This window comes from Rhizobium sp. L51/94 (assembly GCF_019355555.1).
GTDB classification, from domain to species: Bacteria; Pseudomonadota; Alphaproteobacteria; order Rhizobiales; family Rhizobiaceae; genus Rhizobium; species Rhizobium rhododendri.
On the sequence record NZ_CP072141.1, the window covers coordinates 1,203,242 to 1,228,351 of the forward strand.

27 protein-coding genes are annotated in these 25,110 nt (G+C 60.4%); 14 read left to right on the top strand and 13 right to left on the bottom strand.

All coding sequences use genetic code 11. From position 1 onward, the window contains the following. Positions 1-7 precede the first annotated feature (7 nt). The 3 genes from J5274_RS05725 (at position 8) to dnaA (ending at position 3,681) form a co-directional block, all read left to right on the top strand. Positions 8-781, top strand: coding sequence for an enoyl-CoA hydratase (locus J5274_RS05725; RefSeq protein WP_142823835.1), 774 nt, complete (start codon positions 8-10; stop codon positions 779-781). A 204-nt stretch (positions 782-985) separates the two neighbouring features. Further along, entirely contained in the window at positions 986-1,261 is a 276-nt protein-coding gene (gene rpsT, locus J5274_RS05730) for a 30S ribosomal protein S20 (RefSeq protein WP_142823836.1), read from the top strand. 860 nt (positions 1,262-2,121) lie between these two features. Then, positions 2,122-3,681: a chromosomal replication initiator protein DnaA gene (gene dnaA, locus J5274_RS05735; RefSeq protein ID WP_142824436.1), complete on the top strand. Its 1,560-nt coding sequence runs from the start codon at positions 2,122-2,124 to the stop codon at positions 3,679-3,681. 118 nt (positions 3,682-3,799) lie between these two features. Here the strand turns inward: dnaA and J5274_RS05740 are convergent, their stop codons facing one another. From J5274_RS05740 to rph, 5 genes are all read right to left on the bottom strand, one after another. Continuing rightward, positions 3,800-4,303 (bottom strand): cysteine hydrolase family protein, encoded by a 504-nt coding sequence (locus J5274_RS05740; protein ID WP_219274803.1) that lies wholly within the window; start codon positions 4,301-4,303, stop codon positions 3,800-3,802. A 162-nt stretch (positions 4,304-4,465) separates the two neighbouring features. Next, positions 4,466-5,665, bottom strand: a complete 1,200-nt coding sequence (gene hemW / locus J5274_RS05745) for a radical SAM family heme chaperone HemW (protein ID WP_142824437.1) — start codon at positions 5,663-5,665, stop codon at positions 4,466-4,468. Between the two features lie 15 nt (positions 5,666-5,680). Next, positions 5,681-6,325, bottom strand: a complete 645-nt coding sequence (rdgB, locus tag J5274_RS05750) for an RdgB/HAM1 family non-canonical purine NTP pyrophosphatase (protein WP_142823838.1) — start codon at positions 6,323-6,325, stop codon at positions 5,681-5,683. Between the two features lie 12 nt (positions 6,326-6,337). Then, positions 6,338-6,751, bottom strand: a complete 414-nt coding sequence (locus J5274_RS05755; protein WP_142823839.1) for a VOC family protein — start codon at positions 6,749-6,751, stop codon at positions 6,338-6,340. Positions 6,752-6,767: 16 nt separating this feature from the next. Continuing rightward, positions 6,768-7,484, bottom strand: coding sequence for a ribonuclease PH (rph, locus tag J5274_RS05760; RefSeq protein ID WP_111216399.1), 717 nt, complete (start codon positions 7,482-7,484; stop codon positions 6,768-6,770). A gap of 163 nt (positions 7,485-7,647) precedes the next feature. On the opposite strand from rph, the gene hrcA reads away from it, so the two are divergent. Continuing rightward, positions 7,648-8,736 (top strand): heat-inducible transcriptional repressor HrcA, encoded by a 1,089-nt coding sequence (hrcA, locus tag J5274_RS05765; protein ID WP_142824438.1) that lies wholly within the window; start codon positions 7,648-7,650, stop codon positions 8,734-8,736. Between the two features lie 125 nt (positions 8,737-8,861). After that, entirely contained in the window at positions 8,862-9,497 is a 636-nt protein-coding gene (gene grpE, locus J5274_RS05770) for a nucleotide exchange factor GrpE (RefSeq protein ID WP_142823840.1), read from the top strand. A 267-nt stretch (positions 9,498-9,764) separates the two neighbouring features. Here the strand turns inward: grpE and ptsN are convergent, their stop codons facing one another. The 6 genes from ptsN to J5274_RS05800 all read right to left on the bottom strand — a co-directional run bounded on the left by ptsN (position 9,765) and on the right by J5274_RS05800 (position 14,988). Continuing rightward, on the bottom strand, positions 9,765-10,229 hold the full coding sequence (gene ptsN / locus J5274_RS05775; RefSeq protein ID WP_111216405.1) for a PTS IIA-like nitrogen regulatory protein PtsN: 465 nt from the start codon (positions 10,227-10,229) through the stop codon (positions 9,765-9,767). Between the two features lie 67 nt (positions 10,230-10,296). After that, complete coding sequence (gene hpf / locus J5274_RS05780) at positions 10,297-10,872, bottom strand: ribosome hibernation-promoting factor, HPF/YfiA family (RefSeq protein ID WP_142823841.1); 576 nt, start codon at positions 10,870-10,872, stop codon at positions 10,297-10,299. A 243-nt stretch (positions 10,873-11,115) separates the two neighbouring features. After that, positions 11,116-12,678: an RNA polymerase factor sigma-54 gene (gene rpoN / locus J5274_RS05785; protein ID WP_142823842.1), complete on the bottom strand. Its 1,563-nt coding sequence runs from the start codon at positions 12,676-12,678 to the stop codon at positions 11,116-11,118. Positions 12,679-12,834: 156 nt separating this feature from the next. Beyond that, complete coding sequence (lptB, locus tag J5274_RS05790) at positions 12,835-13,629, bottom strand: LPS export ABC transporter ATP-binding protein (protein ID WP_142823843.1); 795 nt, start codon at positions 13,627-13,629, stop codon at positions 12,835-12,837. Positions 13,630-13,657: 28 nt separating this feature from the next. Then, positions 13,658-14,311, bottom strand: a complete 654-nt coding sequence (locus tag J5274_RS05795; RefSeq protein WP_142823844.1) for an LptA/OstA family protein — start codon at positions 14,309-14,311, stop codon at positions 13,658-13,660. Between the two features lie 14 nt (positions 14,312-14,325). Continuing rightward, positions 14,326-14,988: an LPS export ABC transporter periplasmic protein LptC gene (locus J5274_RS05800; protein ID WP_142829111.1), complete on the bottom strand. Its 663-nt coding sequence runs from the start codon at positions 14,986-14,988 to the stop codon at positions 14,326-14,328. A gap of 232 nt (positions 14,989-15,220) precedes the next feature. Here J5274_RS05800 and sppA point away from each other — a divergent pair, with 232 nt between their 5' ends. From sppA to J5274_RS05815, 3 genes are all read left to right on the top strand, one after another. Further along, the gene (sppA, locus tag J5274_RS05805; RefSeq protein WP_142823846.1) at positions 15,221-16,177 is read left to right on the top strand and encodes a signal peptide peptidase SppA; all 957 of its coding nucleotides are present in this window, start codon (positions 15,221-15,223) and stop codon (positions 16,175-16,177) included. 25 nt (positions 16,178-16,202) lie between these two features. Further along, entirely contained in the window at positions 16,203-16,508 is a 306-nt protein-coding gene (locus J5274_RS05810) for an integration host factor subunit beta (protein WP_142823847.1), read from the top strand. A gap of 142 nt (positions 16,509-16,650) precedes the next feature. Then, entirely contained in the window at positions 16,651-16,983 is a 333-nt protein-coding gene (locus tag J5274_RS05815; protein ID WP_142829113.1) for a LapA family protein, read from the top strand. A gap of 1 nt (position 16,984) precedes the next feature. On the opposite strand, the gene J5274_RS05820 is transcribed toward J5274_RS05815, so the two are convergent. Both J5274_RS05820 and J5274_RS05825 read right to left on the bottom strand, forming a co-directional pair. Then, entirely contained in the window at positions 16,985-17,392 is a 408-nt protein-coding gene (locus J5274_RS05820; RefSeq protein WP_142824439.1) for a GNAT family N-acetyltransferase, read from the bottom strand. Positions 17,393-17,470: 78 nt separating this feature from the next. Next, the gene (locus J5274_RS05825; protein WP_142823849.1) at positions 17,471-17,923 is read right to left on the bottom strand and encodes a carbon monoxide dehydrogenase subunit G; all 453 of its coding nucleotides are present in this window, start codon (positions 17,921-17,923) and stop codon (positions 17,471-17,473) included. A 111-nt stretch (positions 17,924-18,034) separates the two neighbouring features. On the opposite strand from J5274_RS05825, the gene J5274_RS05830 reads away from it, so the two are divergent. The 6 genes from J5274_RS05830 (at position 18,035) to J5274_RS05855 (ending at position 24,907) form a co-directional block, all read left to right on the top strand. After that, on the top strand, positions 18,035-19,198 hold the full coding sequence (locus J5274_RS05830; RefSeq protein ID WP_142823850.1) for a class I SAM-dependent rRNA methyltransferase: 1,164 nt from the start codon (positions 18,035-18,037) through the stop codon (positions 19,196-19,198). Further along, positions 19,195-20,055 (top strand): RNA methyltransferase, encoded by an 861-nt coding sequence (locus tag J5274_RS05835; protein WP_142823851.1) that lies wholly within the window; start codon positions 19,195-19,197, stop codon positions 20,053-20,055. Before J5274_RS05830 ends, J5274_RS05835 begins: the two co-directional genes overlap by 4 nt. After that, on the top strand, positions 20,052-20,564 hold the full coding sequence (gene lspA, locus J5274_RS05840; protein WP_209182631.1) for a signal peptidase II: 513 nt from the start codon (positions 20,052-20,054) through the stop codon (positions 20,562-20,564). The genes J5274_RS05835 and lspA overlap by 4 nt, the downstream gene beginning before the upstream one ends. A gap of 55 nt (positions 20,565-20,619) precedes the next feature. Then, on the top strand, positions 20,620-22,902 hold the full coding sequence (locus tag J5274_RS05845; protein ID WP_142823853.1) for a hybrid sensor histidine kinase/response regulator: 2,283 nt from the start codon (positions 20,620-20,622) through the stop codon (positions 22,900-22,902). A 121-nt stretch (positions 22,903-23,023) separates the two neighbouring features. Then, positions 23,024-23,902, top strand: coding sequence for a GNAT family N-acetyltransferase (locus tag J5274_RS05850; RefSeq protein WP_142823854.1), 879 nt, complete (start codon positions 23,024-23,026; stop codon positions 23,900-23,902). A 123-nt stretch (positions 23,903-24,025) separates the two neighbouring features. Further along, on the top strand, positions 24,026-24,907 hold the full coding sequence (locus tag J5274_RS05855; RefSeq protein ID WP_142823855.1) for an alpha/beta fold hydrolase: 882 nt from the start codon (positions 24,026-24,028) through the stop codon (positions 24,905-24,907). Positions 24,908-25,110 lie beyond the last annotated feature (203 nt).

Sequence of the window (25,110 nt, forward strand, 5' to 3'; positions counted from 1 at the left end):
GATGTCGATGGCCTATGAAACCCTGATCGTCGAAACCCACGACGCCGTCGGCCTGATCAGGCTCAATCGCCCGCAGGCGCTGAACGCGCTGAATTTGACCATGCTCTCGGAGTTGAAGACAGCCTATGCGGCTTTCCACGCGGACGACGCCATCGGTGCCATCGTCCTGACAGGCTCGGACAAGGCCTTCGCCGCCGGCGCCGATATCAAGGAGATGCAGTCGCTGGACTTCGTCGATGTCTACAAGAGCGACTTCCTGGGCGGCTGGGACGATATCGCCAAGGCACGCAAGCCGGTGATCGCGGCCGTTGGCGGCTTTGCGCTGGGCGGAGGCTGCGAGCTCGCAATGATGTGCGATTTCATCATCGCCGCCGAGACTGCAAAATTCGGGCAGCCCGAGATCACGCTCGGCATCATCCCCGGCATGGGCGGCTCCCAGCGCCTGACGCGGGCTGTCGGCAAGGCCAAGGCCATGGACATGGTGTTGACCGGCCGGATGATGGATGCGGCTGAGGCCGAAAGGTCGGGGCTGGTGGCGCGCGTTGTACCGGCCGAGGCGCTCGTGGAAGAAGCGCTCAAAGCCGCTGCGAAGATTGCCTCGCATTCGCGTCCTTCCGTGCTGATGGCCAAGGAGGCTGTCGGCCGCGCCTTGGAAACGACACTGGAGGAAGGACTTCGCTTCGAGCGTCGCCTGTTCCAGAGCCTCTTTGCCACCGAAGACCAGAAGGAAGGCATGGCGGCTTTCGTTGCCAAGCGTAAGCCAATGTTCAAAAACCGCTGATGCTAAAAGCGCCGGTGGAAAACGCGCTGCTGATTGGTTTTTGGCGAAACCGCGTTGACGGACCTCCGCTTTAAGGCTATATGCCCGCCACAGTTTGGAAAGCCTATCTGGTTTTCCGCGATTGCTCCCGCATTGCTGGATGACAGGACCACACGGTCCGGCACGACGGTGACGGGACTTTGTTCGAATTCTAGAGAGGCATACATGGCCAATACAAGCTCGGCAAAAAAGGCGACCCGCAAGATCGCTCGCCGCACAGACGTCAACAAGGCGCGCCGTTCGCGCGTTCGTACTTTCGTTCGCCAGATCGAAGAAGCAATCGCTTCCGGCGACGTGGCTCTGGCAACTGCAGCCTTCAAGGCTGTCGAACCAGAACTGGCACGCGCTGCCAGCAAGGGCGTGGTACCGGCCAACACGGCATCGCGCAAAGTCTCGCGTCTTGCCAAGCGTGTTAAGGCTCTGTCGGCTCCTGCCGCTTAAATTACAGTAACGATTGCAGCGTTTAGCTCCAAGCCCGGTCCTTAGCCGGGCTTTTTGGATTCGGATTTTTTCCACCGCCTGATGACGGCAGCATGTCTGATTAATGTCTTTCCTGTGACACGAAAAGAAGTTGTAAATCAGAGGCTTGGCTCAATTGCATAAGGTGAATTGCGGCTTTTTCTGACAAATTCCGCCGCTCACTGAGTCAAGAACTTTATTATTTTTTTTGATTCCAGACGTGTCGAATTTGCATCAGAGGTGAATCCCCTTGATTCAAAAGCGATTCTTTTTTGACAGGGGCGTGACAGCCAAAATTGGCTCCCGGAGTCAATGGCAAACCCTCCGACAAGCGCAAAAATGCCCGTTGATCTTGGCAGCCGATCCTGCCTAAATGATTTCCAACAAGGGGCACGGCTTAATCCGAAACGGCTTTGGCGAACGCTGCCAGTTCAGGCAGGGTGGATAGTTTTGTTTCTTGTGGCGGAGCGTTAGTTTCCGTTTTTTCATAAAGTTGACGCGTTCGGACAAGATGACAGCAATGTCTCCTGACGGCCGACGTGTGTCCTGATGGCACGGTCCATATGCCGGATTGTCAGGAGCTGTGACAAGATTGAACAGCCACTCTGGCGGGTCGGTCGGTAAGCGAGGACCGAGAGACTGCGCTTGGGCGAGACGATCGAAGACGGGGGCCGCTTGAGTGCGGTGTTCGTCACAGGTCTTGCGCTGGCTCTATGAGGAGCTGTGGAGAATAAACGATGCGCGATGCGATGACTCAGTGCGAGCCGGACCCCGCCATCAGACGAGATAATATCGGGCGGCGTTCCTTCGCCCGACATGACGAGATTCTGGAAGGCGGCGAAATGCAGATGAATACGATGACGACCGGTGCACTGGCGAAAAGCGGCGACGGTGCGCAGCAGGCGTTGAGCTCGGTTTGCCTTGAAGTGGCGGGAGACAAAGCAGACATGAAGCATAGTGTACTGTTCGAGCGTGTGAGCGCACGTTTGAAGGCGCAGGTCGGTGCCGACGTTTATGCCAGCTGGTTTGCCCGTCTCAAGCTGCATTCGGTGTCGAAGAGTGTCGTCCGCCTGACGGTACCGACCACGTTTCTGAAGTCATGGATCAACAACCGCTACCTGGATATGATCACAAGCCTGTTCCAGGCTGAAGATGCCGAAATCCTCAAGGTCGAAATTCTTGTCCGTACCGCCCAGCGGCATGGCACAAAGGCCCCTGCGGCTGACGAGCAGGTCGTCGTGCCAGATACGGGCGCCGTGGCCCCGATGCGCCGCCAGACCGCCCAGGCGGCAGGCCAGGCCGTCGCCCAGGCTGTCAATGCCGCTGGCGCTGCCCGCACGCCGAGCTTCGGCACACCGCTCTTCGGTTCGCCGCTCGATCCTCGCTACACGTTTGACACCTTCGTCGAAGGCGGTTCCAACCGGATCGCGCTGGCCGCAGCCGAAACCATCGCGGAAGCCGGTGCCGGTGCCGTGCGCTTCAACCCGCTGTTCCTGCATTCGAGCGTCGGTCTCGGCAAGACCCACATGCTGCAGGCGATCGCCAACGCTGCCGTGCGCAATCCGCGCGCCCTCCGGGTCGTTTACCTGACGGCCGAATACTTCATGTGGCGCTTTGCGACCGCGATCCGCGACAATGATGCGCTGACCCTTAAGGAGTCGCTGCGCAATATCGACCTTCTGATCATCGACGACATGCAGTTCCTGCAGGGCAAGATGATCCAGCACGAATTTTGCCATCTGCTGAATATGCTTCTCGACAGCGCCAAGCAGGTTGTCGTCGCAGCCGACCGCGCCCCTTGGGAACTGGAATCGCTCGATCCCCGCGTCCGCTCGCGCCTGCAGGGTGGCGTTGCCATCGAACTGGAAGCGCCGGATTACGAGATGCGCCTCGAGATCCTCAATCGCCGGCTGGCCGCAGCCCAGGTCGAGGATCCGTCACTTGAAATCCCAGCCGAGCTTTTGTCGCACGTTGCCCGCAGCGTCACCGCCAGCGGCCGCGAACTGGAAGGCGCCTTCAACCAGCTGGTTTTCCGCCGCTCCTTCGAGCCGAACCTGACTGTCGAGCGCGTCGATGAGCTTCTTGCCCACCTGGTGGGCTCAGGCGAGCCGCGTCGCGTGCGTATCGAAGACATCCAGCGCGTTGTCGCCCGCCATTACAATGTGTCGCGCCAGGAGCTGGTTTCGAACCGCCGCACCCGCGTCATCGTCAAGCCGCGCCAGATCGCCATGTATCTGGCAAAAACCCTGACACCGCGCTCGTTCCCGGAAATCGGCCGTCGCTTCGGCGGACGCGATCACACGACCGTGCTGCACGCCGTGCGCAAGATCGAGGAACTGATCTCCGGCGACACCAAGCTGTCGCACGAAATCGAGCTGCTGAAACGTCTTATCAACGAATAGTCATCTACGCGGTATGAATCGAAACGGCCGGCGAAAGCCGGCCGTTCTGTTGTCAGATACGCTGTTGCTGCATCTCAGGAAGTGGGCATCCTGGACGTTGGCAGGCGTTCGCCATTGATCATTTCCAAACGTCCGCGGCGATCAGCACCGGAAGTTTTGAACCGAGCGCATTGAGCGCGATACGGTGAACGGTTTCGGTGGGCGCGGTGCAGAGATCGCCGATCACCTTCACCACCATTCCGTCTGCAGCCCTCGACATCGCGGTGAAGACGACACAGTTCTGCGTCATCATTCCGCAGATCAGTAGCTCTTCAGTCCCGTTTAGATGTTCGGCGAGGTCGGTATCCTGAAAGGCGTCTGCACTGCTTTTGATGATGACGGGCGCATTGTCTGCAGCCTTCAGGACATTGTCGCGAATGGCTGTTCCCGCCCCGTCCTTCGCAAAGAGACCGGTGCTCGCTGCCGAAATGTGCTGGACCAGCACCACCTTGTCGCCGGCCGCTCTGGCTTTCGCTATCGCCGAGAGAATGTGGCTTTCGGTTTCGTCCGCTTGCCACAGGGGCAGGGCACCTCCCGAAAAATAATCATTTTGAATGTCGATGACGAGAAGGGTGCGGTTCATCCTGGAATTCCTTTGCAGGTCTGGAGACATCCCTCGGGGATACCAGACGTTTCAGCAGCTTTGGTAGCGCGGGCGCGTAGCGTTCATGTCAAGGAGTGGAGAGATGCGTATCGACCCATCGGGGCGAAGGGTTTCCTTCTCCCGACTGGTCGTGGTTACCCCTCAGCACGCCAAATCGGCCACCACGGAATCAAGGATCAGCATGCCCGCCGGCGTGCAGCGCAGGCGCGAATTGCCGATGCGCTCAATAAAGCCGTGCTCGAGCAGGAACTCTTCGCGCTTGGGATCGGGATCGCGGCCCGAAAAATGCCGCCATCGAACGAGGTCGATGCCTTCCTTCAGCCTGAGCCCCATCAGCAGCAGTTCATCGGCCTGCTCGTCGTAGCCAAGCATTTCCTGCTCGAGGATGCCGTGGCCGTCGCGCTCGACCATGTCGAGCCAGCTCTCGGGCTTGCGCTCAGTAGCCGTTGCCAGCTTGTCGCGTCCTTGCGTCAGGCGACCATGGGCGCCGGGGCCTATGCCCGCATAGTCGCCATAGCGCCAGTAGGTCAGGTTGTGGCGGCTTTCGGCGCCGGGGCGGGCATGGTTGGATACCTCGTAGGCCGGCATCCCCTCGCGCTCGGTGATCTCCTGCGTCGCCTCGTAGAGCAGCGCTGACTGGTCGCCATCCGGCACTACCAGTTTGCCGGCCTTGTGCAGGCCAAAAAACGGCGTGCCTTCCTCTATCGTCAGCTGGTAGAGCGACAGGTGATCGACCGCGTAGGACATCGCCTGTTTGAGTTCCCGCTCCCATTCCTCAACCGTCTGGTCTGGACGGGCGTAGATGAGGTCGAACGACATGCGTGGAAAGATGTCACGGGCAAGGCCTATGGCCTTCAGCGCATTCTCGGTGTTGTGCAGCCGGCCAAGAAATTTGAGGTCACGGTCGTTCAGCGCCTGTACACCGAGCGAGACACGGTTGACACCGGCCGCTCGATAGCCGCGAAACCGGTCTGCCTCGACGCTGGACGGATTGGCCTCAAGCGTTATTTCGATCCCATCCGGCACGTGCCAATGCGTGGCGATGCCGTCGAGAATGGCGCCGACCGTTTCCGGCGTCATCAGCGATGGCGTGCCGCCGCCGAGAAAGATGCTGGTGACCGTCTTCGCGCCGCTGAGCTGGCGCATCGATGCCATTTCTTTGAGAAAGGCGGCTGTAAAGCGCGGCTGGTCGACCGCCTGATGACGGACATGGCTGTTGAAATCGCAATAGGGGCATTTGGCAGCACAGAACGGCCAATGCACGTAGACGCCAAAACCGGGCTCGCCGGTATCGGGCAGGAGAGGGGCGCCACGCAAAAGCGCGCTATGCGAATCGACAATGTTCACCGGACGATCCTACGCTTCCAGCCCGGTTTCGACAAAGCGCTTGAAGGCTCGTGCCCGGTGCGACAGTGCTTCCGGGTCGCCGGGCTTCCAGCCGTGCTTTTCCTGTGCCGTCATTTCGCCGAAAGTCGCTTCATAGCCTGATGGCTGGAAGATCGGATCGTAGCCGAAACCGGCCTCGCCACGTGGCGGCCAGACGATGGTGCCCTCGACTTCGCCGCGAAAAAGCTCGGTATGCCCGTCGGGCCAGGCGAGGCAGAGCACGCTGACGAAATGGGCGCTGCGCTTGTCCGTCGTCGTTGCGCCAGCCTTCTGCAGGGCCGTCTCGACCTTCTGCATTGCCATCGCAAAATCGCGGCTGCCGTCGGCCGTTTCCGCCCAGTTGGCGGTGTAGACACCAGGATCGCCGCCGAGCGCATCGATCACCAGCCCGCTGTCGTCGGAGAGCGCCGGAAGGCCAGAGGTCTTAGCCGATGCCAGAGCCTTGATGCGGGCATTTTCCTCAAATGTCGTGCCGGTTTCGTCCGGTTCGATGAAGCCCAGTTCGGCAGCGGATTTGGCAACAAACCCCATCGGGCCGATCAGGTCGGCGATTTCGCGGATCTTGCCGGCATTATGGCTGGCAACGACGATGGTCTTTGTTTCGAGCTTGCGCATGCACTATTCCTGTCAGATCGCCCAGAGGCCGGGTTCGGCGCATTCCAGACTGTTGCCCGCGGGGTCGCGGAAGTAAATCGACCGCGCTCCGTTCGGCCAGAGAAAATCGGCTTCGATGGCGACGCCAGCGGCTGTCAGGCTTTGCACCATCCCGTCAAGCTGGTCGGCAGCGACGCGAAAACAGGCATGTCCGCTCCCCGCTGTCCCGTGGGATGGCACCGGCAAGGCCCCCGCCGGCGCAGGCTTTACCGTTTCCGCGCGATTGAAGATCAAAAGCACGCCGGGTCCGCAGCGAAAGAAGACATGCCGATCACCCTGACGGGTAATCCTGGGCAATCCCAGGATCGTCCCGTAAAAGCTATCCGCCTCGTCGAGCTCGTCGACGTAGAGCGCCGTTTCGAGAATGCCGTCAATGGCAACGGGCATCTGGTATCTCCGTCGATCAGCCGATCGCCTGCTTTTGCATCGCGACGAGCTCGGTGCAGCCATTCTTGGCGAGGCCGAGCAGCGTCAGGAATTCTTCTTCCGAGAACGGCTTGCCTTCGGCCGTGCCCTGGATCTCGACGATACCGCCGGAGCCGGTCATTACGAAGTTGGCGTCCGTCTCAGCCGAGGAATCCTCGAGATAGTCGAGGTCGATTACCGGCTGGCTGGCAAAGATGCCGCAGGAAATGGCGGCGACATGATCCTTGAGGACCCGGTCGAGCTTGATCATGCTGCGGCCTTCCATCCACTTGAGACAGTCGTGCAGCGCGATCCAGGCGCCGGTGATCGACGCGGTACGGGTCCCGCCATCCGCCTGGATGACATCGCAGTCGAGGCTGATCTGGCGTTCGCCGAGGGCCTGCAAATCGACAACGGCACGCAGCGAGCGGCCGATGAGGCGCTGGATTTCCTGAGTGCGACCGCTCTGCTTGCCGCTGGCGGCCTCGCGCTTCATACGTTCGCCGGTAGCGCGGGGCAGCATGCCGTATTCGGCGGTCACCCAGCCCTTGCCACTGTTGCGCAGCCATGGCGGTGTCTTTTCTTCAAGACTTGCCGTCACCAGAACATGGGTATCGCCGAACTTGACCAGGCACGAGCCTTCGGCGTGCTTGGAGAAGTTGCGCTCGAACGAGACCTTGCGCATCTGGTCGGTTTTTCTGCCTGAAGGCCGCATGTTATACTCCTGATGGTGTTGCACCGCTTCTACGATTGACGGCCCGCTTTTGCAAAGAAAAAGCGGCCTGCGCCGGCCGGCCGCCGATGATGGCATTTTCCTTTGTCATTGCGGGATGAGCAGCTATACTTGGAAAGGATCAATGCAGGGGCACCACGGCGAAATGGGATTTTTGACATCGTCGATTTCGGACGCCGTTTCGGCACTCGACGAAAGATCGAAGGAAGTTTTTCGTCGCATCGTCGAAAGCTACCTCGAACATGGCGAGCCGCTCGGTTCGCGCAGCCTGTCGAAACTGCTCCCGATTTCGCTCTCGCCAGCCTCCATCCGCAACGTGATGGGCGATCTCGAAGAGCTAGGCCTTATCTATTCGCCGCATATCAGCGCCGGCCGGCTGCCGACCCAGATCGGCCTACGGTTCTTCGTGGACGGTTTCATGCAGGTCGGCGATCTCTCGGCCGAAGACCGCGCCACGATCGACCGGCAGATCCGCGGCAGCAACCGCGACCAGCCGATGCAGTCGGTAATGTCGGGAGCCAGCCAGATGCTCTCGGGCATTTCGCGCGGTGCCGGTATCGTCATCACCAACAAGAGCGATCCGGTCCTGAAGCATGTCGAATTCATCCGCCTGGAGCCGACCAAGGCGCTGGCCGTGCTCGTCGGAGACCACGATCAGGTGGAAAACCGGATCATCGAGCTACCCGCCGGCATCACGTCGTCGCAGTTGACGGAGGCGGCTAATTTTCTGAACGCCCACATGACCGGCCAGACGCTGCCGACGTTGCGCAAGCAGCTCCAGACCCTGAAGAACGACGTGCGCCACGAACTCGACGTGCTGTCGCAGGATCTGGTCGAGCGTGGCATTGCTGTCTGGTCCGGCGACGACGACGCCAGCAAGCCGGGACAACTGATCGTCCGCGGCCGCGCCAATCTGCTGGATGGCCTTGCCGATGCCGCAGATCTCGACCGGCTGCGCATGCTCTTCGACGATCTCGAAAAGAAGGACAGCCTGATCGAACTGCTCGATCTCGCCGAAACCGGCCCGGGCGTGCGCATTTTCATCGGTTCTGAAAACAAGCTGTTTTCGCTGTCAGGCTCGTCGCTGATCGTTGCGCCATATCGCGACGGCGACGATAAGATCGTTGGTGCCGTCGGCGTTATCGGCCCGACGCGACTGAACTACGCCAAGATCGTGCCGATGGTCGATTATACCGCCCAGCTGATTTCACGCCTGTCGCGCAACGGATTGTAGCGCCTCCCCATTCAATCGCGGCGATTGCCGGCAAATCGCCGCTTCTTCATCGGCAAGCCTTGATTTTTCGAAGTCAAACCTCGATATCGGGCACATCCTAGAGACCACGCAATTCGGAGACCGTCATGATCGTCGACACGACCAATGATACACACGACGCAACGCCCAACGAGAACCTCGAAGAGTTCGCGCCTGATGTGGACGATGCTGCCGAGACAGCGCCGTCGGAGCCGGATCCCGTCGAGGTCCTGAAGGGCGAAAATGCCGAGCTTCGTGACCGTTACCTGCGGCTTGCTGCAGAAATGGACAACCTGCGTCGTCGCACCGAGCGGGAAGTCAAGGATGCCAAGTCCTATTCCGTCGCAGGCTTTGCGCGCGATATGCTGGCCGTCTCGGACAACTTGCGCCGCGCTATCGATGCCATCCCGGCAGACGTCCGCGAAAATGCCGATGCAGGTCTGTCGACGCTGATGGAAGGCGTCGAGATGACGGAACGCTCGATGCTGTCCACCCTGGAGCGCCATGGCGTCCGCAAGCTTGAGCCGGTCGGCCAGAAGTTCGATCCGAATTTCCACCAGGCAATGTTTGAGATCCCCAACACGGAAGTGCCGAACAACACTGTCGTGCAGGTCGTACAGGACGGTTACAGCATCGGCGAACGCATCCTGCGCCCGGCAATGGTAGGCGTCGCCAAGGGCGGTCCGAAGGCCGTAGATGTGGAAGTCGGCGCCAACAGCCCGTTCGACGAAAAAGACGCCTGATTTTTCAGCAGCCAGATTTCAATGACAATTGGCTGCTGCCCGTTCCTTCTAATCCCCGCCCTCGTGGCGGGGATCCACAACGCCGCTTAGACGGCGCGGGATCTCTTGCTCACCGCAGCGCTCTATAACCGCGCAGGTGGCGGTTGCCGATGCCCTGCGGCAAGCGGAGGAGTGAGCTCGGGATGTCTAACGAGATGAATCTAAGTAGCAGGGATTGGCGCGAGCCTTTGGTTCAGGCCCGCGCAGTTTTGCGCGGTAACCGAAACGTCACGCCGCGTTAGAGGCCTGTTCCTCGTTGAGGAACGCGTAGATCGCCGAGGCTGATTCGGTGGCCCTGAGCTTGGCGACGAGATCCTGGTCTCGCAGCACGCGGGCGATGCGCGAAAGCGCCTTCAAATGGTCGGCGCCGGCGCCCTCGGGTGCAAGCAGCAGGAAGACGAGATCGACCGGCTGGTCGTCCAGCGCTTCGAAGTCGACGGCTGAATCCAGCCGCGCGAAGACGCCGGTGATGGTCTTGACGCTTGGCAGCTTGCCGTGCGGGATGGCAATGCCATTGCCCACGCCCGTTGAACCGAGACGTTCACGCTGCAAGATTACTTCGAAGATATCCCGTTCCGACAGTCCCGTCAGCTTGGCGGCCTTGGCCGCCATTTCCTGAAGCAACTGTTTCTTGGAATTTGCCTTCAAGGCAGGGATGATCGCATCTTGCTGCAGCAAATCTGCCAAAGCCATTCTTTTTTCCTCGTGTGCCGGGATGCTCCCGAAGAGCGGCGGCGGAACCGCCGCTCTCCGTGCTGTCTCAGCCCTTGATGCTGGCTGCGTCTATCCAGCCGATGTTGCCGTCATGACGACGATAGACGATGTTCAGTTCCTTGCCGGTGCTCCGAAACATCAGCACCGGTTCGTCGGTCATATCGAGCGCCATAACGGCCGACGCAACCGACATCGTCTTCAATTGCTTCGAGCTCTCGGCGATGATTGCGGGCGCGAAATCCTCGGCGACCTCATGGTCTTCATCCGGCATGCCGTCCATCACGGTGTAAGCGACTTCACCAAAAGCATCGTCTGCCGGATTGGTAGCGTGGTGATCCTTCAGGCGGCGCTTGTAGCGGCGCAGGCGCTTCTCGATCCGCTGCTGTGCGGCATCGAAGGCCAGTTGCGGATCCATCGCTTCGCCGGCCGCGTGCAGGATGACGCCGCTGTCGAGATGAAGCTTGCAATCCGCCGCGAAGCGCGAGCTGGACTTTTGCACCGTGACCTGCCCCGAATACCCTCCGTCAAAGTATTTGGTGACTGCCATATCGATCTGCTCTTCGATCCGCTGACGGAAGGATTCGCCGATTTCCATATGTTTACCGGATACACGCACACTCATGGAGTTTCCCTTTTTGTAGTGGTTGCGCCTGTCAGCTTACGCCAAGCGTCCTTCTCATCCAAGCACTTCGCACGATCTTTGACAAAAAGCCTGGATCGCCGACATGCGCTGAAAAGCGAGATTCCTGTGTGTGGTGATGCCTTGCACCGATTGCGGCGGGCTTCTAGCGCTGCCGCATGAAAGAGTCAACAGGCCCGCCGCGAACCTAGGCAGATGAACACCTAAAGGTTGAAATTCCAGGCTCTAGAAGCCTGCAACCCTGGCCAGTGCACGCTTTTCGCGGCGACGCTGAACGGAGGAGGGGATGTTCATGGCCTCCCGGTATTTTGCCACCGTACGCCGCGCAAGCTCGACACCATTCTTCTTGAGGTTGTCGACAATGTCGTCGTCCGACAGTACGCTGTCGGGAGCCTCCTGGACAATCAACTGCCGGATGCGATGGCGCACGGCCTCCGCAGAATGGCTGTCGCCGCCCTCGACTGCGCTGATCGAGACGGTGAAGAAATATTTCAGCTCGAACAGTCCGCGCGGCGTCAGCATGTATTTGTTGGAGGTGACGCGGCTCACCGTCGATTCGTGCATCTTGATGGCATCCGCAACGGTCTTGAGGTTCAGCGGCCGCAGCTGGCTGACACCGTTCACCAGAAATGCGTCCTGCTGCCGGACGATTTCCGTCGCCACCTTCATGATCGTCTTGGCGCGCTGGTCGAGGCTGCGCGTCAGCCAGTTGGCGGTCTGCAGGCACTCGGACAGGAAGGAGTAATCGTCACCGGTCTTCGATATCTTGGCGAAGTAGGACTGGTTGACCAGTACCCGTGGCAGGGTGTCCGGATTGAGCTCGACCTGCCAGCTTCCGTCTTGGGCTGCACGAACGACGATGTCGGGCGTAATGGCTTCGGACATGCCGGTCTCGAAGCTGCTGCCGGGCTTCGGGTTAAGCTGGCGGATCTCGCCCATCATGTCGAGAAGATCTTCCTCGTCCACGCCGCAGAGCCGTTTCAGCGTCGCAAAGTCTCGTCGGCCGAGCAGCTCAAGATGCTGCAGGAGCTGATCCATGGCCGGATCCAGCCGGTCCTTCTGGCGAAGCTGTATCGCCAGGCATTCCGAGAGCGACCGCGCAAAGACGCCGGGCGGATCGAGAGTCTGCAGGCAGGCAAGCACGCGCTCGACCTCCGCGCATGCAGTTCCGACGCGCGCAGCCGTCTCGGCAACTTCGCCGCGGAAATAACCGGCATCGTCCAGTTGATCGACCAGGTGTTCGGCCAGCATTCGGTCGGCGCTGGCTGGCAAAGCGAAGGGTATCTGCTGGTTGAGATGGTCGCGGAGCGAAATCTGGCCGGCGACGAAGTCGTCGAGATCGTAGCGTTCGGCTGCCTCGGTGTTGCCGGGCATCGACTTCCACTGGCTGACGAGCTCGGGCGCGTCCAGGCGCTGCGGCTGTCCGTCGTCTGGAAAGACATTGCTGAAATTGCTGTCGAGCTCGTCGTTCAGCCGCTCGGCATGGCCGGTGTTGCTGCTCTCGTACCAGTCGCTTGCAAGCTCGCCTGAGTTTCGCTCGGGACCTTCTTCACTTCGGCCATCCTCGGAAACGCCGCGTGCCTCTTCTTCAGGCTCGCGGCTGTTGCCGCTGCCCAATTCGCCGTCATTCGATGAAAATTCGAGCAGCGGATTCTTTTCGACTTCCAGTGCGATGAACTGGTTGAGCTCCAGATGTGTCATCTGGAGCAGCTGAATGGATTGCATCAGCTGCGGCGTCATGACCAGACTTTGGCTCTGGCGCAGGAAAAGATTGGCGGACAAGGCCATGACGGACGCAGAACTCCCCTTCAATCCCTCCTGGAAAACGCTGATACCGCCTAAAAACGGTCAGCCTTTTCCAACTGGCCCAAAAATTGCTTTTTTATTGGGTTTGGTCAAGGGCATGTCGGGGGCAGAGGCTAATTTCTGTGCCAGAATAATCTATCAGAGGCTGAAATTGTCGCCAAGGTAGAGCCGGCGAACCTCAGGATTATTAACGATGTCGTGGGCTCGCCCATGCGTCAGCACTTCTCCCGCATGAATGATGTAGGCGCGGTCGATAAGTCCCAGTGTCTCGCGGACATTATGGTCGGTGATCAGCACGCCAATGCCACGCGCTGTCAGATGGTGCACCAGGTTCTGAATGTCCGAAACCGAGATCGGATCGACGCCTGCGAAAGGCTCGTCGAGCAGCATGAACGTCGGGTCGGTGGCGACAGCGCGGGCAATTTCCAGGCGCCTGCGCTCACCCCCGGAAAGGGCTATGGCCGGCATGGTGCGTAGGTTGCGGATGTGGAATTCCTCGAGCAGGTCATCGAGCTTGCTTTCGCGCTCGTCCTTGCTCTTGATATGGACTTCCAGAACGGCGCGGATGTTTTCCTCGACGCTCAGCCCGCGAAAAATCGAGGCTTCCTGCGGCAGGTAGCCGACGCCCAGCCGCGAGCGGCGGTACATCGGCATCGTCGTCACATCGTTGCCATCGATTTCGATGGTGCCTTCATCGACCGGAACCAGTCCGGTGATCATATAGAAACAGGTCGTCTTGCCGGCCCCGTTAGGGCCGAGCAGGCCAACGGCCTCGCCGCGCCGGACGACGAGCGAAACGCCGTTGACGACACGCCGCGTCCGATAGGTCTTGGTCAGTCCGCGGGCAATCAGCGTGCCCTGATAGCGGGCCTTGTCGCCGGAAGGGGCTTGCGTCGAGGCTGACGGCTCGGAGGTGCCGAAGTTAGTGGTCATGTCTGGCGCTGTCACTCAAAGGTCGCGATCAGTTCGTCTTGGCAGCGGCAGGCTGCTTTGACTTCGGATCGAGCTGGATCTGTACGCGGCCGCCGCAGCTGTCGAGCTGAGCTTCACCGGTGTCCATGTGAACTGTCAGCATGCAGCCGGTGAACACATTGGGACCGTCCGTCAGGATGACCTTGTCGCCCTTGAGGATGGCGAGCTGGGCTGCCATGTCGAAGGATCCATTATCAGCCGTCGCGGTCTGGGTGCCGGAGGTCAGGTAGACCTTCTCGGACACCAGGATGTGGTCGATATCGGTATCTCCGGAAACGACCGAGTTGCCCGCAGCTGGCTTCTTCGTTTCGGCCACGGGTGCCGGCTTGCCGTTGGCATCCGGCTGCGGCTTCTTCTTGTAGAAGACGATCATTTTCCCGGCCTTCATCGTCGTCGTGCCCTGGACGACGTTGACCTTGCCGGTGAACACGGCGTTGCTTTCCGAATCATGGATTTCCAGCTTGTCGCTTTCGATCTGGATCGGTTGGTCCTTGTTGAGATTCAGGCCAGTCATCTTGGTGGTGGTCGACTGCTGGGCGCTGGCGCCTACCGCTGTCATCAACGCGAAAATGCCAATCGCGCCGGCCAGAGCGGCTTGACGGAGACCAGTGTTGGAAAAGTGCATGCGACAATCGTTTGTCATGGTCCGCCCGGCGGTTAGCTGCCCGTATTGTGGATGGTGGAAGCATCGATGTGCATTTTCACCTGTCCGTCGAATTCGATTACATTTCCCTTATCCGTCATCTTGAGCGACTGTGCAACAATTGACGCGAGGCCTTTGAAGATTGCGACGGGCTGTTGCGTAACGAGCGATCCGCCCTTGATATCGAGGAAGGCGCCCTTGAATTCCGCACGCAGGCCGTTGTCGAGCGTGACGGTAAAGGGCTCCGTCAGCTTCATGGTATCGGCAGCACGGTCGAAGTCGCCGCTAAGGGCGGTGACATGCGCGACACCGTCGCTGACGGGCATGGCTGCCTTGATGTTTTTCAGCGTTATCAAGTTCGGGTTCTTGATGTCCTGCAGCGCTTTTTCCGCAAGCATGGAGTAGTTGATGCCGTCGGAGTTGCGCCCGGCAATCGCCGGTCTCTGCATGACGATCTTGCCGTCCTCGATGGATGCGCCCTGGATCGAGATGTTTTCCGGCATGTAGGCGCGCACCACCGAGACGGTAATGAAAATCAGCGAGATGATGACGGCTGCGATCGGCAGCAGGATTTTCAGTCGGCGGACACGTCCCGAGTTGGCGACCGCGGCGTCGTAGGCGCGCAGTTCGGGCGTCAATTGGCGGCCCGGGCCGGTTGATTCGGCAGTGTTTGACATCGGCGGTCCGTCTCTCTGGTTCCGGCAGCGCAGTTTGTGCAGCGCACTTATAGGCTTGCAATCACATTTCGCACGCTTGCATTAGCTTGCCAATACGCATTTTTTTCGGCAACAAAAGGCATCGGATGCAAACGACGACGTCATCTGTCCGTCGACCATATGCTGCTTTAAGTTAACAACGCCGCGCTCTCGGCGATTATCTGGTTATTGTCATAAAAGGAAATAGGACCTCATGGAGAGTTCTGCAATTGCGGACCGTCGACAATTACGCCGCAAGTTAAGCTTCTGGCGCATCGTTGCAGTCCTCCTGCTGGTCGGTCTCGGCTTTGCGCTATATCGTTTTGCCGGTGGCGAACTCGGTGCCGGCCGCAAGCCGCAGATCGCTCGCGTCGCAATCACCGGCGTCATCCAGGATGATAAGGAACTTCTGGAGCGCCTGAAGACGATCGAGGACGACAACCAAGTCAAGGCACTGATCGTGTCGATTTCATCGCCGGGTGGTACCACTTATGGCGGTGAGCGCATATTCAAGGCTATCCGCGCGGTGGCTACCAAGAAGCCGGTCGTGTCCGATATCCGGACGATGGCCGCATCGGCTGGCTACCTCGTCGCCGCTGCCGGAGACACGATCGTTGCCGGCGATACGTCGATCACCGGCTCGATCGGTGTGCTCCTCCAATATCCTCAGGTCAAGGATCTGCTCGACAAACTCGGTGTCTCCATGGAGGCGATCAAGTCGTCGCCGATGAAGGCCGAGCCTTCGCCGTTTCATCCGCCGAGCGACGAGGCCAAGGCGATGATCAACAATATGGTGATGGACAGCTATGGCTGGTTCGTCGATCTCGTTGCGGATCGCCGTAAATTGCCGCGCGATCAGGTCCTGAAGCTGGCCGATGGCAGCATCTTCACCGGTCGTCAGGCGCTGGCAAACAAGCTGGTCGACAGTCTCGGCGGCGACGATGACATCCGCGCCTATCTCGAAACGCGAAAGGTCGCCAAGGACTTGCCTGTCGTCGATTGGGATGCGCCACGCCGCACATCACCATTCTTCCTGCCCGGCGCTGCGGCCGATCTCATCACATTGCTCGGTTATGGCGATTTTGTTAAGGGTGATGGCGCGCAGAAGCTGTTGTCTGAGAAGTTGTTTCTTGACGGCCTGCTTTCTGTTTGGCAGGGTGATGCGCATTGATAACTCAATGATTTAGGGGGCCACCGTGATCAAATCGGAATTGGTGCAGATCGTTGCGGCGCGAAATCCGCATCTTTATCACCGTGACGTCGAGAATATCGTCAATGCGGTCCTCGACGAGATCACGGATGCCCTGGCTGGCGGTAACCGGGTCGAGCTGCGTGGTTTCGGTGCTTTTTCGGTTAAAAACCGCCCGTCGCGCTCCGGTCGCAACCCGCGCACCGGCGATACGGTCTTCGTTGAGGAAAAATGGGTACCGTTCTTCAAGACTGGAAAGGAGCTCCGCGAGCGCCTCAATCCTGGCAGCCATGACGAAGACGACGACAGCTGAGACCGCTATCCAAGCCGTTGCCTCTTGAAGTTGCCCCAATCGTTCTTATCCTGTCGCCGGGATGAAGAGGAACGTCAGAAAGCCGGTATGGTGCCTAATAACGGTAGCGCCAGATTGCCTGTCGTCGACAAGGAGACTGTGAATGGCAAAGAAGATCGTCAACCTGTTGGTGCTGCTGCCGATCGGCATCATCCTCATCATCTTCTGCGTCGCCAACCGGCAGCTTGTGACGATGGCATTCAATCCGTTTCGCCCCGAAGATCAGGTCCTGTCTCTCAGCGCACCGTTATTCGTGTTCCTTTTCGTGACACTGATTCTCGGTATGGTGATCGGCTCGGCTGCGACGTGGTTCACGCAGGGGCGTTATCGTAAACGTGCCCGCACGGAAGCCCGCGAGGCCGTCCGTTGGCAGGCCGAGGCTGACCGCCATCGCAATCGCGCTGAACAGATCGCCGGCCATCTGCCGGCAAAGTGAATTACAAATTCCAGTCTGTAACCGGCCTGAACACCATGTCGTTGTAGTCGCCCTCGGCGGATGTACCGAGGCCGGTCACGACAAACCCTCTTTGCTCGTAAAAGCTCCGGGCAGCCTTGTTCTTCACCAGGCATTTCAGGCGGTAACGTCGCCGCGGCCATCCGGGCAATGCCTGCAGCAAGGCCGTTCCCGCTCCGGCGCCCTGCCATTCCGCGCGGATGTAGAGCATGTGGATGAACGCGTCCGCATCGAGAATAGCGATAAACCCTGCAATCGTCCCATCAGCATCCTCACAGACGAAAATGCTTTCGCCCTTCGAGTGAGTGGCGAAGTCTTCGAGGAGGAAGCGGGCGGGATCGACCCAGGTAAATGTCGCGCGCCGAGCCTTCAGATAGATATCTGAAAGCATCGGCTGATCGCCATCGACCGCCGGTCGGATATTCCATTGTCGTGTCGTCAAGCGGATGCCTTGGGATAGAGCCTGTCTTTAAGCTTCGATCTTGCCATTGATTGCAGCGTTGAAGTCATCGAAGAATTGCTGGGCCAGCTTCTTGGCGCTGGAATCGATCAGTCGCGAGCCCATATGGGCAATCCGGCCGCCGATCTCGCCGCGCGCTGTATAGTGCAGGATCGTCTCCGCGCCGTCTGCCTCGAGCACCACGTCGGCGCCGCCCTTGGCAAAGCCGGCGATGCCGCCCCTGCCTTCGCCCTCGATGGTGTAGCTGTCGGGTGCATTGATGTTGGAGAGCTTAACATCCCCATGAAACGAGGCAGACAGCGGGCCGATGCGGAATTTGATCAGGGCGACAAACTCCGTTGGCGACACCCGCTCGAAGCTTTCACAGCGTGGAATGCACTGCTTGATGATCTGGGGGTCGTTGAGCGCGGCCCACACGGCATCTCTGGTTGCGGAAATCCGCACTTCGCCGGTCATGTCCATCGTCCATCTCCCTTCATGCCTGCACTTCCGCCGACAATTGCAGATCGGAAAGCGCTTTGCCAAGAGCCGCCCAGATGCTATTTGCACGCCGACGTCAATATCGAGACAACAATGGTGAAACAAAAGGAACGCCGGCCTGGACAACGGTCGAGCGCTGGCCCAGGTGGCAAAGCCCCGCGCGCGGATGCCCCGAGCGGCCGCGCCAAGCCCTATGCCCAACCTGCGCGCGACACGAGGCCGGTGCGCGAAGAGCGTCCCCGCGAGGCGACACCCCGTGCGGAAGCCGCGCGCAGTGAGCGCATCGCCGAAACCCAAGGTGGACCCGCCGCTGCTGAGCGTCCTTTGTTGGTGCGCAGCGGCGAGCGACCGCCAGAGCGCGTGCCGATCATCCTGGAATCCTCTGGCGCTGGCGATTTCCACCTCATCGACATGGGCAACGGGCTGAAGCTCGAGCAATACGGCCCCTACCGGATCGTTCGCCCCGAGGCCCAGGCGCTTTGGCCGCCGACTTTGCCTGCTTCGGTCTGGGAGAATGCCGATGCCATCTTTACCGGTGATACGGAAGAGGACGGCATGGGACGCTGGCGCTTTCCCCGCGCAGCGCTCGGCGAAACATGGCCGCTGCAACTGCTCGACGTCGATTTTCATGGCCGCTTCACGTCGTTCCGCCATGTCGGCGTCTTCCCCGAGCAGATCGTTCACTGGGAATGGATGAAACAGCAGATCGAGGCCTCGAAACGGCCGCTAAAGGTGCTGAACCTGTTCGGCTACACCGGCGTTGCCTCGCTGGTGGCAGCCCGGGCCGGTGCAGAGGTCACCCATGTCGATGCCTCCAAGAAGGCAATCGGCTGGGGTCGCGAGAACCAGGCTCTCGGTCATATGGAGAAGCTGCCGATCCGCTGGATCTGCGAGGATGCAATGAAGTTCATCCTGCGTGAGGAACGGCGCGGCAATACTTACGATATCATTCTGACCGATCCGCCGAAATTTGGCCGCGGCCCGAACGGCGAAGTCTGGCACCTTTTCGAGCATCTGCCGATGATGCTGGATATCTGCCGGCAAATCCTGTCGCCCGACGCCCTCGGCCTCGTGCTGACCGCCTATTCGATCCGCGCCAGCTTCTACTCGATCCATGAACTGATGCGCGAAACCATGCGCGGTGCCGCTGGCGTCGTCGAATCCGGCGAACTGGTCATTCGCGAGACCGGCCTCGACGGCAAGCAGCCGGGCAGGGCACTCTCCACTTCTCTTTTCAGCCGCTGGGTGCCGCAATGAACGACGATTTTCGCGACACGGGCGCGCGCCGGGTCGGCCAGGTCAAGGAAGTGACCTCGCTTGCCAATCCCATCATCAAGGACATCAAGGCGCTGACCGACAAGAAGGCGCGTCAGGAAACCGGTACCTTCATGGCCGAAGGCCTGAAGCTGGTGATCGACGCCATCGAGCTCGGCTGGACCATCCGCACGCTGGTTTATGCCAAGGCCGCCAAGGGCAAGCCGCTTGTCGACAAGATGGCAGCCCGCACGGTGGCCTCCGGCGGGCTCGTGCTGGAGGTCAACGAAAAGGTGCTGTCTAGCATCACCCGACGCGACAATCCGCAAATGGTCGTTGGTATCTTCGATCAGCGCTGGCGGGCCCTGAAGGACATCCGGCCTAAGGCGGGCGAGACCTATGTGGCGCTCGACCGCGTCCGCGATCCCGGCAACCTCGGCACGATCATCAGGACAGCCGATGCTGCAGGCGCCGCCGGTGTCATCCTTGTCGGCGAGACGACCGACCCGTTCTCGCTGGAAACCGTGCGCGCCACCATGGGCTCGGTGTTCGCCGTGCCCGTCACCCATGCGACGGTCGACGAATTTCTCGTCTGGAAGAAGAACGCCGGCGTTTCCGTCGTCGCCACCCATCTGGCCGGCGCCGTCGACTACCGCACCATCGATTACAAGAAGAGGCCAATCGTGTTGCTGATGGGCAACGAGCAATCCGGCCTGCCGGAAGCTCTCGCGACCCAGGCGGATGCCTTGGCGCGGATTCCTCAACAGGGACGTGCCGATTCTCTCAACCTTGCGGTGGCGACAGCCGTGATGCTGTTTGAGGCCCGCCGACATGTCCTGACGCTCAGCGAGGCAAGATGACCGAAGTCAGCTCCACCGCACCGCAGCGGCAAGCACTGTTCTCCAGGCCGCTGCCGATCCTGATCTTCATCGTCATCGCCGTCATACTCGATCAGGCGATCAAGATCGCCGTAGACCATTACCTGCCGCTGCAGCAGGCCGTCCCCGTCATTCCGATGCTGGATCTCTATCGCACCTACAATCTCGGCGTCGCCTTCTCCATGCTTTCGGGCCTGGACGGCTGGCTGATCGTCGGCATGCGGTTGATCATCGTGGTCTTCGTGCTCTATCTCTGGCGCCATGCCGCCAAGGATCGCTGGCTTGCCCATCTCGGTTTCGCGCTGATCATATCGGGGGCGCTTGGTAATCTGGTCGACCGTTTTCTCTACGGCCACGTCATCGACTACATCCTGTTCCACACCGAAACGTGGTCCTTTGCCGTCTTCAACCTGGCCGACAGTTTTATTACGGTCGGCGCAGGCGCCGTGATTCTCGATGAACTGCTGCTTCCGAAAAAGCCCAAAACCTAAAATTTGAAAGGTTTCCGGAAGGCGTTGAGAAGGGTGGTCGTGGTAATTCGAGACCATGAACACACCGGCAGATCTCCAGAAACGTCTGTCTTCGGCCTTCGGGCAGGGCCTGAGCGAGCCGCCGGGTAACCCTGCCGTGACGCCGGTGGAGAATTCCGGATCCACTGCCCCCGACGCATGGCTCTCCTCAAGCCGTTTAGGCCGCTTATGGCTCGGCGGCGCCGGTGTTGTCGCCGGTGGCCTGTTGCTTGCCGCAGGCTACGTGGCAGGCGCGGCAGCCCTAGCGGGTGTCGTCGGTATCTTTGGTCTCGCGGTCCTGTTTGCGGCCGTCATCGGCCGGTCGGTCACCAGATCAGCACCGCTGGCGTCAGCTGAACCGCACGCAAGCGCAACTGCGATCAATGACCAGCCTGCACAGCCGCTAAATTTCTTGTCGGATATCCACGACGCCCTCGGTGATATCGCCGTCACGCGCGGTCTGAACCGCCGCATTCTCCACGCCAATGCGACGTTCCGGCTGGTGACGGGCAAGGCGCGACCCGAAGGCATGACCTGCGACGAGATCGGTATTGCCTTCCGACCGGACGACCGGCCCGATCATTACGATGTGGAGATCGCCACGCCGCAGGGGCAGCGCATCTATGCCTGGCGCGATGTGATGATGCGCGATCCCGCCTCCGGCCAGTTGCGCATCGAGAGCATTGCTCGCGACATCACCGACCAACGCCTTGCCACGCGCGAACGCGAACAGGCCCGCCTGAAGGCGGAGCATGAGAGCGCGGCAAAATCCCAGCTCCTCGCTACCGTCAGCCATGAAATCCGCACGCCACTGTCGGGAATCATGGGCATGAGCCACTTGATCGGCCAGACGGGATTGACCCCCGCGCAGGAAAGCTACCTGGATGGAATACGCCAATCGGGCCAGGCGCTGGTCCAGCTGGTCGAGGACCTGCTGGATTTTTCCACGCTCGAGAGCGGCCGTTTCCAGATCCATCCGCGCGCCGAATCACTGCGCCGGCTGATCGAGAGTGTCGTCGAGATGCTTGCCCACCGTGCCCATGAGAAGGGCATCGAGATCGGCGCGACCGTTCATTCTGACATTCCCGAGCTGATGAGCTTCGACCCCGCACGATTGCGCCAGGTTTTGTTCAACGTGATCGGCAATGCGGTCAAATTTACCCAGAGAGGCGGCGTATTGGTGCGCGCGGCCTACGACGACGGAGACTTGGTCATTACAGTTCAGGACAGCGGCCCGGGCATGACGCCCGAAGAACAAGCCCGCGTTTTCGGCGCATTCGAGCAGGCCGGCGACGCTTCGGAAAAGAGCGGCGGCACGGGCCTCGGCTTGACTATTTCCGCCCGCATAGTCGAAGAATTTGGCGGCAGGATGTCGGTCGTCAGCGAAAGAGGCGTCGGTAGCCAGTTCATCGTGCGGTTCCCGGTCGAGCTGCCCGCCAACCAGCTCAGTCGGAACCATCGTGCCACGATGCTGAAATCCTCCCGCGTGCTGCTGATTGCCCCGGACGGTCCCGCCGCCACGGCCACAGCAGAGACCATCCGCATGCTTGGCGGCACCTGCCGGCTGATCGAGGCCGGCGATGCCGGGAATTTCACGCTGGATACGCTGATGGAGGCCGAGGGGCCTCCGACGGACGTCATCGTCGACAATCGCATGGCGCCGCAATTTCTTTCCCAGTTCGCCGATCGTCTCGGTGTCATTGCGCCCGGCCTGCGCCGTATTTTCTTGGTGACGCCGGAGCAGCGCAACGCAGAGGAATTCGACATGTTCGACGCCTGGCTGATCAGGCCGTTGCGCGAGCAATCGCTGATCGACGTCTTGCGCGGCCGGATGCGCGGTATGGAGCGACGGGATGCCATCAATGACAACCAGCCCGGTTTCATGACCTTGCCCGAGCTGCCGGAGGGTACCGGAATTTCCATCGTGTTGGCCGAGGACGATCCGGTCAATGCCATGCTGGTGCGCGCTGTACTCACCAAGGCGGGGCATGCCGTCGATGTCGTGCAGGATGTCGAGAGCCTGCTCGACCGAGCCTGGCATGCCGGCCACAGTCGCCCCGACATTATCGTCACCGATCTGTCGATGCCTGGTGGCGACGGGGTCGAAATGCTGGGACGGCTGCGCGCCCACGAGCGCCGGCAGGGATTGTCGCCGGTGCCCGTCATCGTCCTGACAGCTGATAGCCGCGATGAAACCCGCCGCGCCGCGCTTTTGAACGGTGCCAGCATCGTGCTTGCAAAGCCCGCCGATCCGCAGCGGCTGATCCAGGAGGTCGAGACGCTAGCTGCAATGACGGTCGACTTCGCACGACTGTCGTAAAGCTGCCAATTAGCGCTTCCGATGGTGCTGCGTCGCCTTGCATTTGGCGACGCAGCATGTCACTTTCTTGTCGCAAGAATTTGCTTTATGGCGATCAAACAACCCAAAGTCGGGAAACGCCATGTCCATCGAAATGTTAAATCGCGAAGTTCAGGGCGACACTGTTCAAAATATCAAAAAAACGAGCGCCCCAGTGACTGGGGACGTGTTCGGCCGAATCGGTAATCTGGAAACGCGCCTTGCCCGTAACGAGCGCGAAATCGACGCTGCCCAGGCGGTGCGCTATCGCGTATTCGTCGAGGAGATGCACGCCCAGTTGCCAGCCGAGGCGATGCGCCTGAAGCGCGACGTCGATAGCTGGGATGCTATCTGCGATCATCTGCTGGTGCTCGATCATTCCATCGAAGGCGATACCGAGGACCAGATTGTCGGCACGTACCGGCTACTGCGGCAGGAAGTCGCCATGGCCCACGGTGGTTTCTACTCCGCTTCGGAATTTGCCACCGATGCCCTGATCGCCCGTCATGCGGACAAGCAGTTCATGGAACTCGGCCGCTCCTGCGTGCTGCCGGCCTATCGCACAAAACGGATCGTCGAGCTCTTGTGGCAGGGCAATTGGGCCTACGCGCTGAAACACGGCATGGGCGCCATGTTCGGCTGCGCTTCCTTCCCAGGCATACGGCCTGAAGAGCATGCGCTGGCTTTGTCTTTCCTCTACCACAACGTGCGTGCCCAAGGTGAATGGGCGGCAGACGCGCTTCCCTCGCTCGCCCGCACAATGGACCTGATGCCGGCCGAGGCGATCAATGCACGCAAAGCGCTGATGGCGATGCCGCCGCTGATCAAGGGATATCTTCGCCTCGGTGCGATGGTGGGCACGCAGGCCGTTGTCGATCATGCCTTCAATACCACCGATGTGCTGATCGTGCTGCCGATCGCCAGCATTTCCGATCGCTATGTCAACCACTACGGCGCGCAGGCGGATCGCTTCCTGAGCTAGACGCCCGCCGGTCTTGACGAAATCATCACCTTGATCGATGCAATGCCTTGCCTTGGTGGCCACGCATCCTAAACTTCAATGCACGCGTGAATTGTCGCGGTGAAGTGGAGGGTCGCAAGCGTCATGAGAACTGTAGTCGCCGGCGTTCTGGACATCGCCTACTACGAAACGGGCCGCGTCGACGGAGCGCCCGTCATACTCCTCCACGGATTTCCCTACGACCCCCATGCCTATGAGGCTGTAGCCGAGCGGCTGGCGGCAGCCGGAAAGCGCTGTATCGTACCCTTTTTGCGCGGCTATGGCGCAACCCGCTTTCTCGATCCGGACACGCCGCGCTCAGGCGAACAGGCAGCGCTCGGTGCCGATCTGCTGGCCCTGATGGATGCGCTGTCGATCCCGTCGGCAGTTCTTGCGGGCTATGATTGGGGCGGTCGCGCAGCCTGCATCGTCGCAGCACTTTGGCCTGACCGGGTGCGGGGACTGGTCAGCGGCGGGACCGGATACAACATCCAGAACATCGCCAGATCTGTGGAACCGGACACGCCGGAGGCGGAATACCGGTTCTGGTACCAGTATTACTTTCACAGCGAACGCGGCAGGATTGGGCTGGCCGCCGACCGGCGAGGTCTCTGCCGGCTGCTTTGGCGTCTGTGGTCGCCGACTTGGTCCTTCGACGAGGAGACGTTCGCCCGCAGCGCTTCCGCCTTCGACAATCCCGATTTTGTCGCTACCGTGATCCATTCCTATCGCCACCGGTTCGGTCTCGTTGCGGGTGACCCCGCCTACGCGGAGATCGAGCGGCATCTCGCGGCCCAACCGGCCATCGCGACGCCGACCATCGTCCTGCAAGGCGGCGACGATGGAGTAGACCCGCCGAGCCCGGCAGACGCGGTCCATCTTCATTTCACCGGGCCGTACGAGCGATTGGTCTTGCCCGGCGCCGGCCACAACCTGCCGCAGGAGGCGCCTGAGGCTTTTGCGGACGCAGTGCTGGCGGTCGGCTAGGGCATCGGGGCTGCAAACCGCAAAACGTCCTGTGGGCGATACGTGGTGTCGTCCCGATTGCTGTTGTCTTGCCCGCCTCCGCGCAGATAGGGTGCCGGCTTGTTTTGGGACAGAAAAATCACAGTGAACGAACGCATCGCACCCAGGATCGAGCCTTACTCGGCAAGCGAGCTTGCCACTGACGCAAGCCGCGCGTCGGCAAC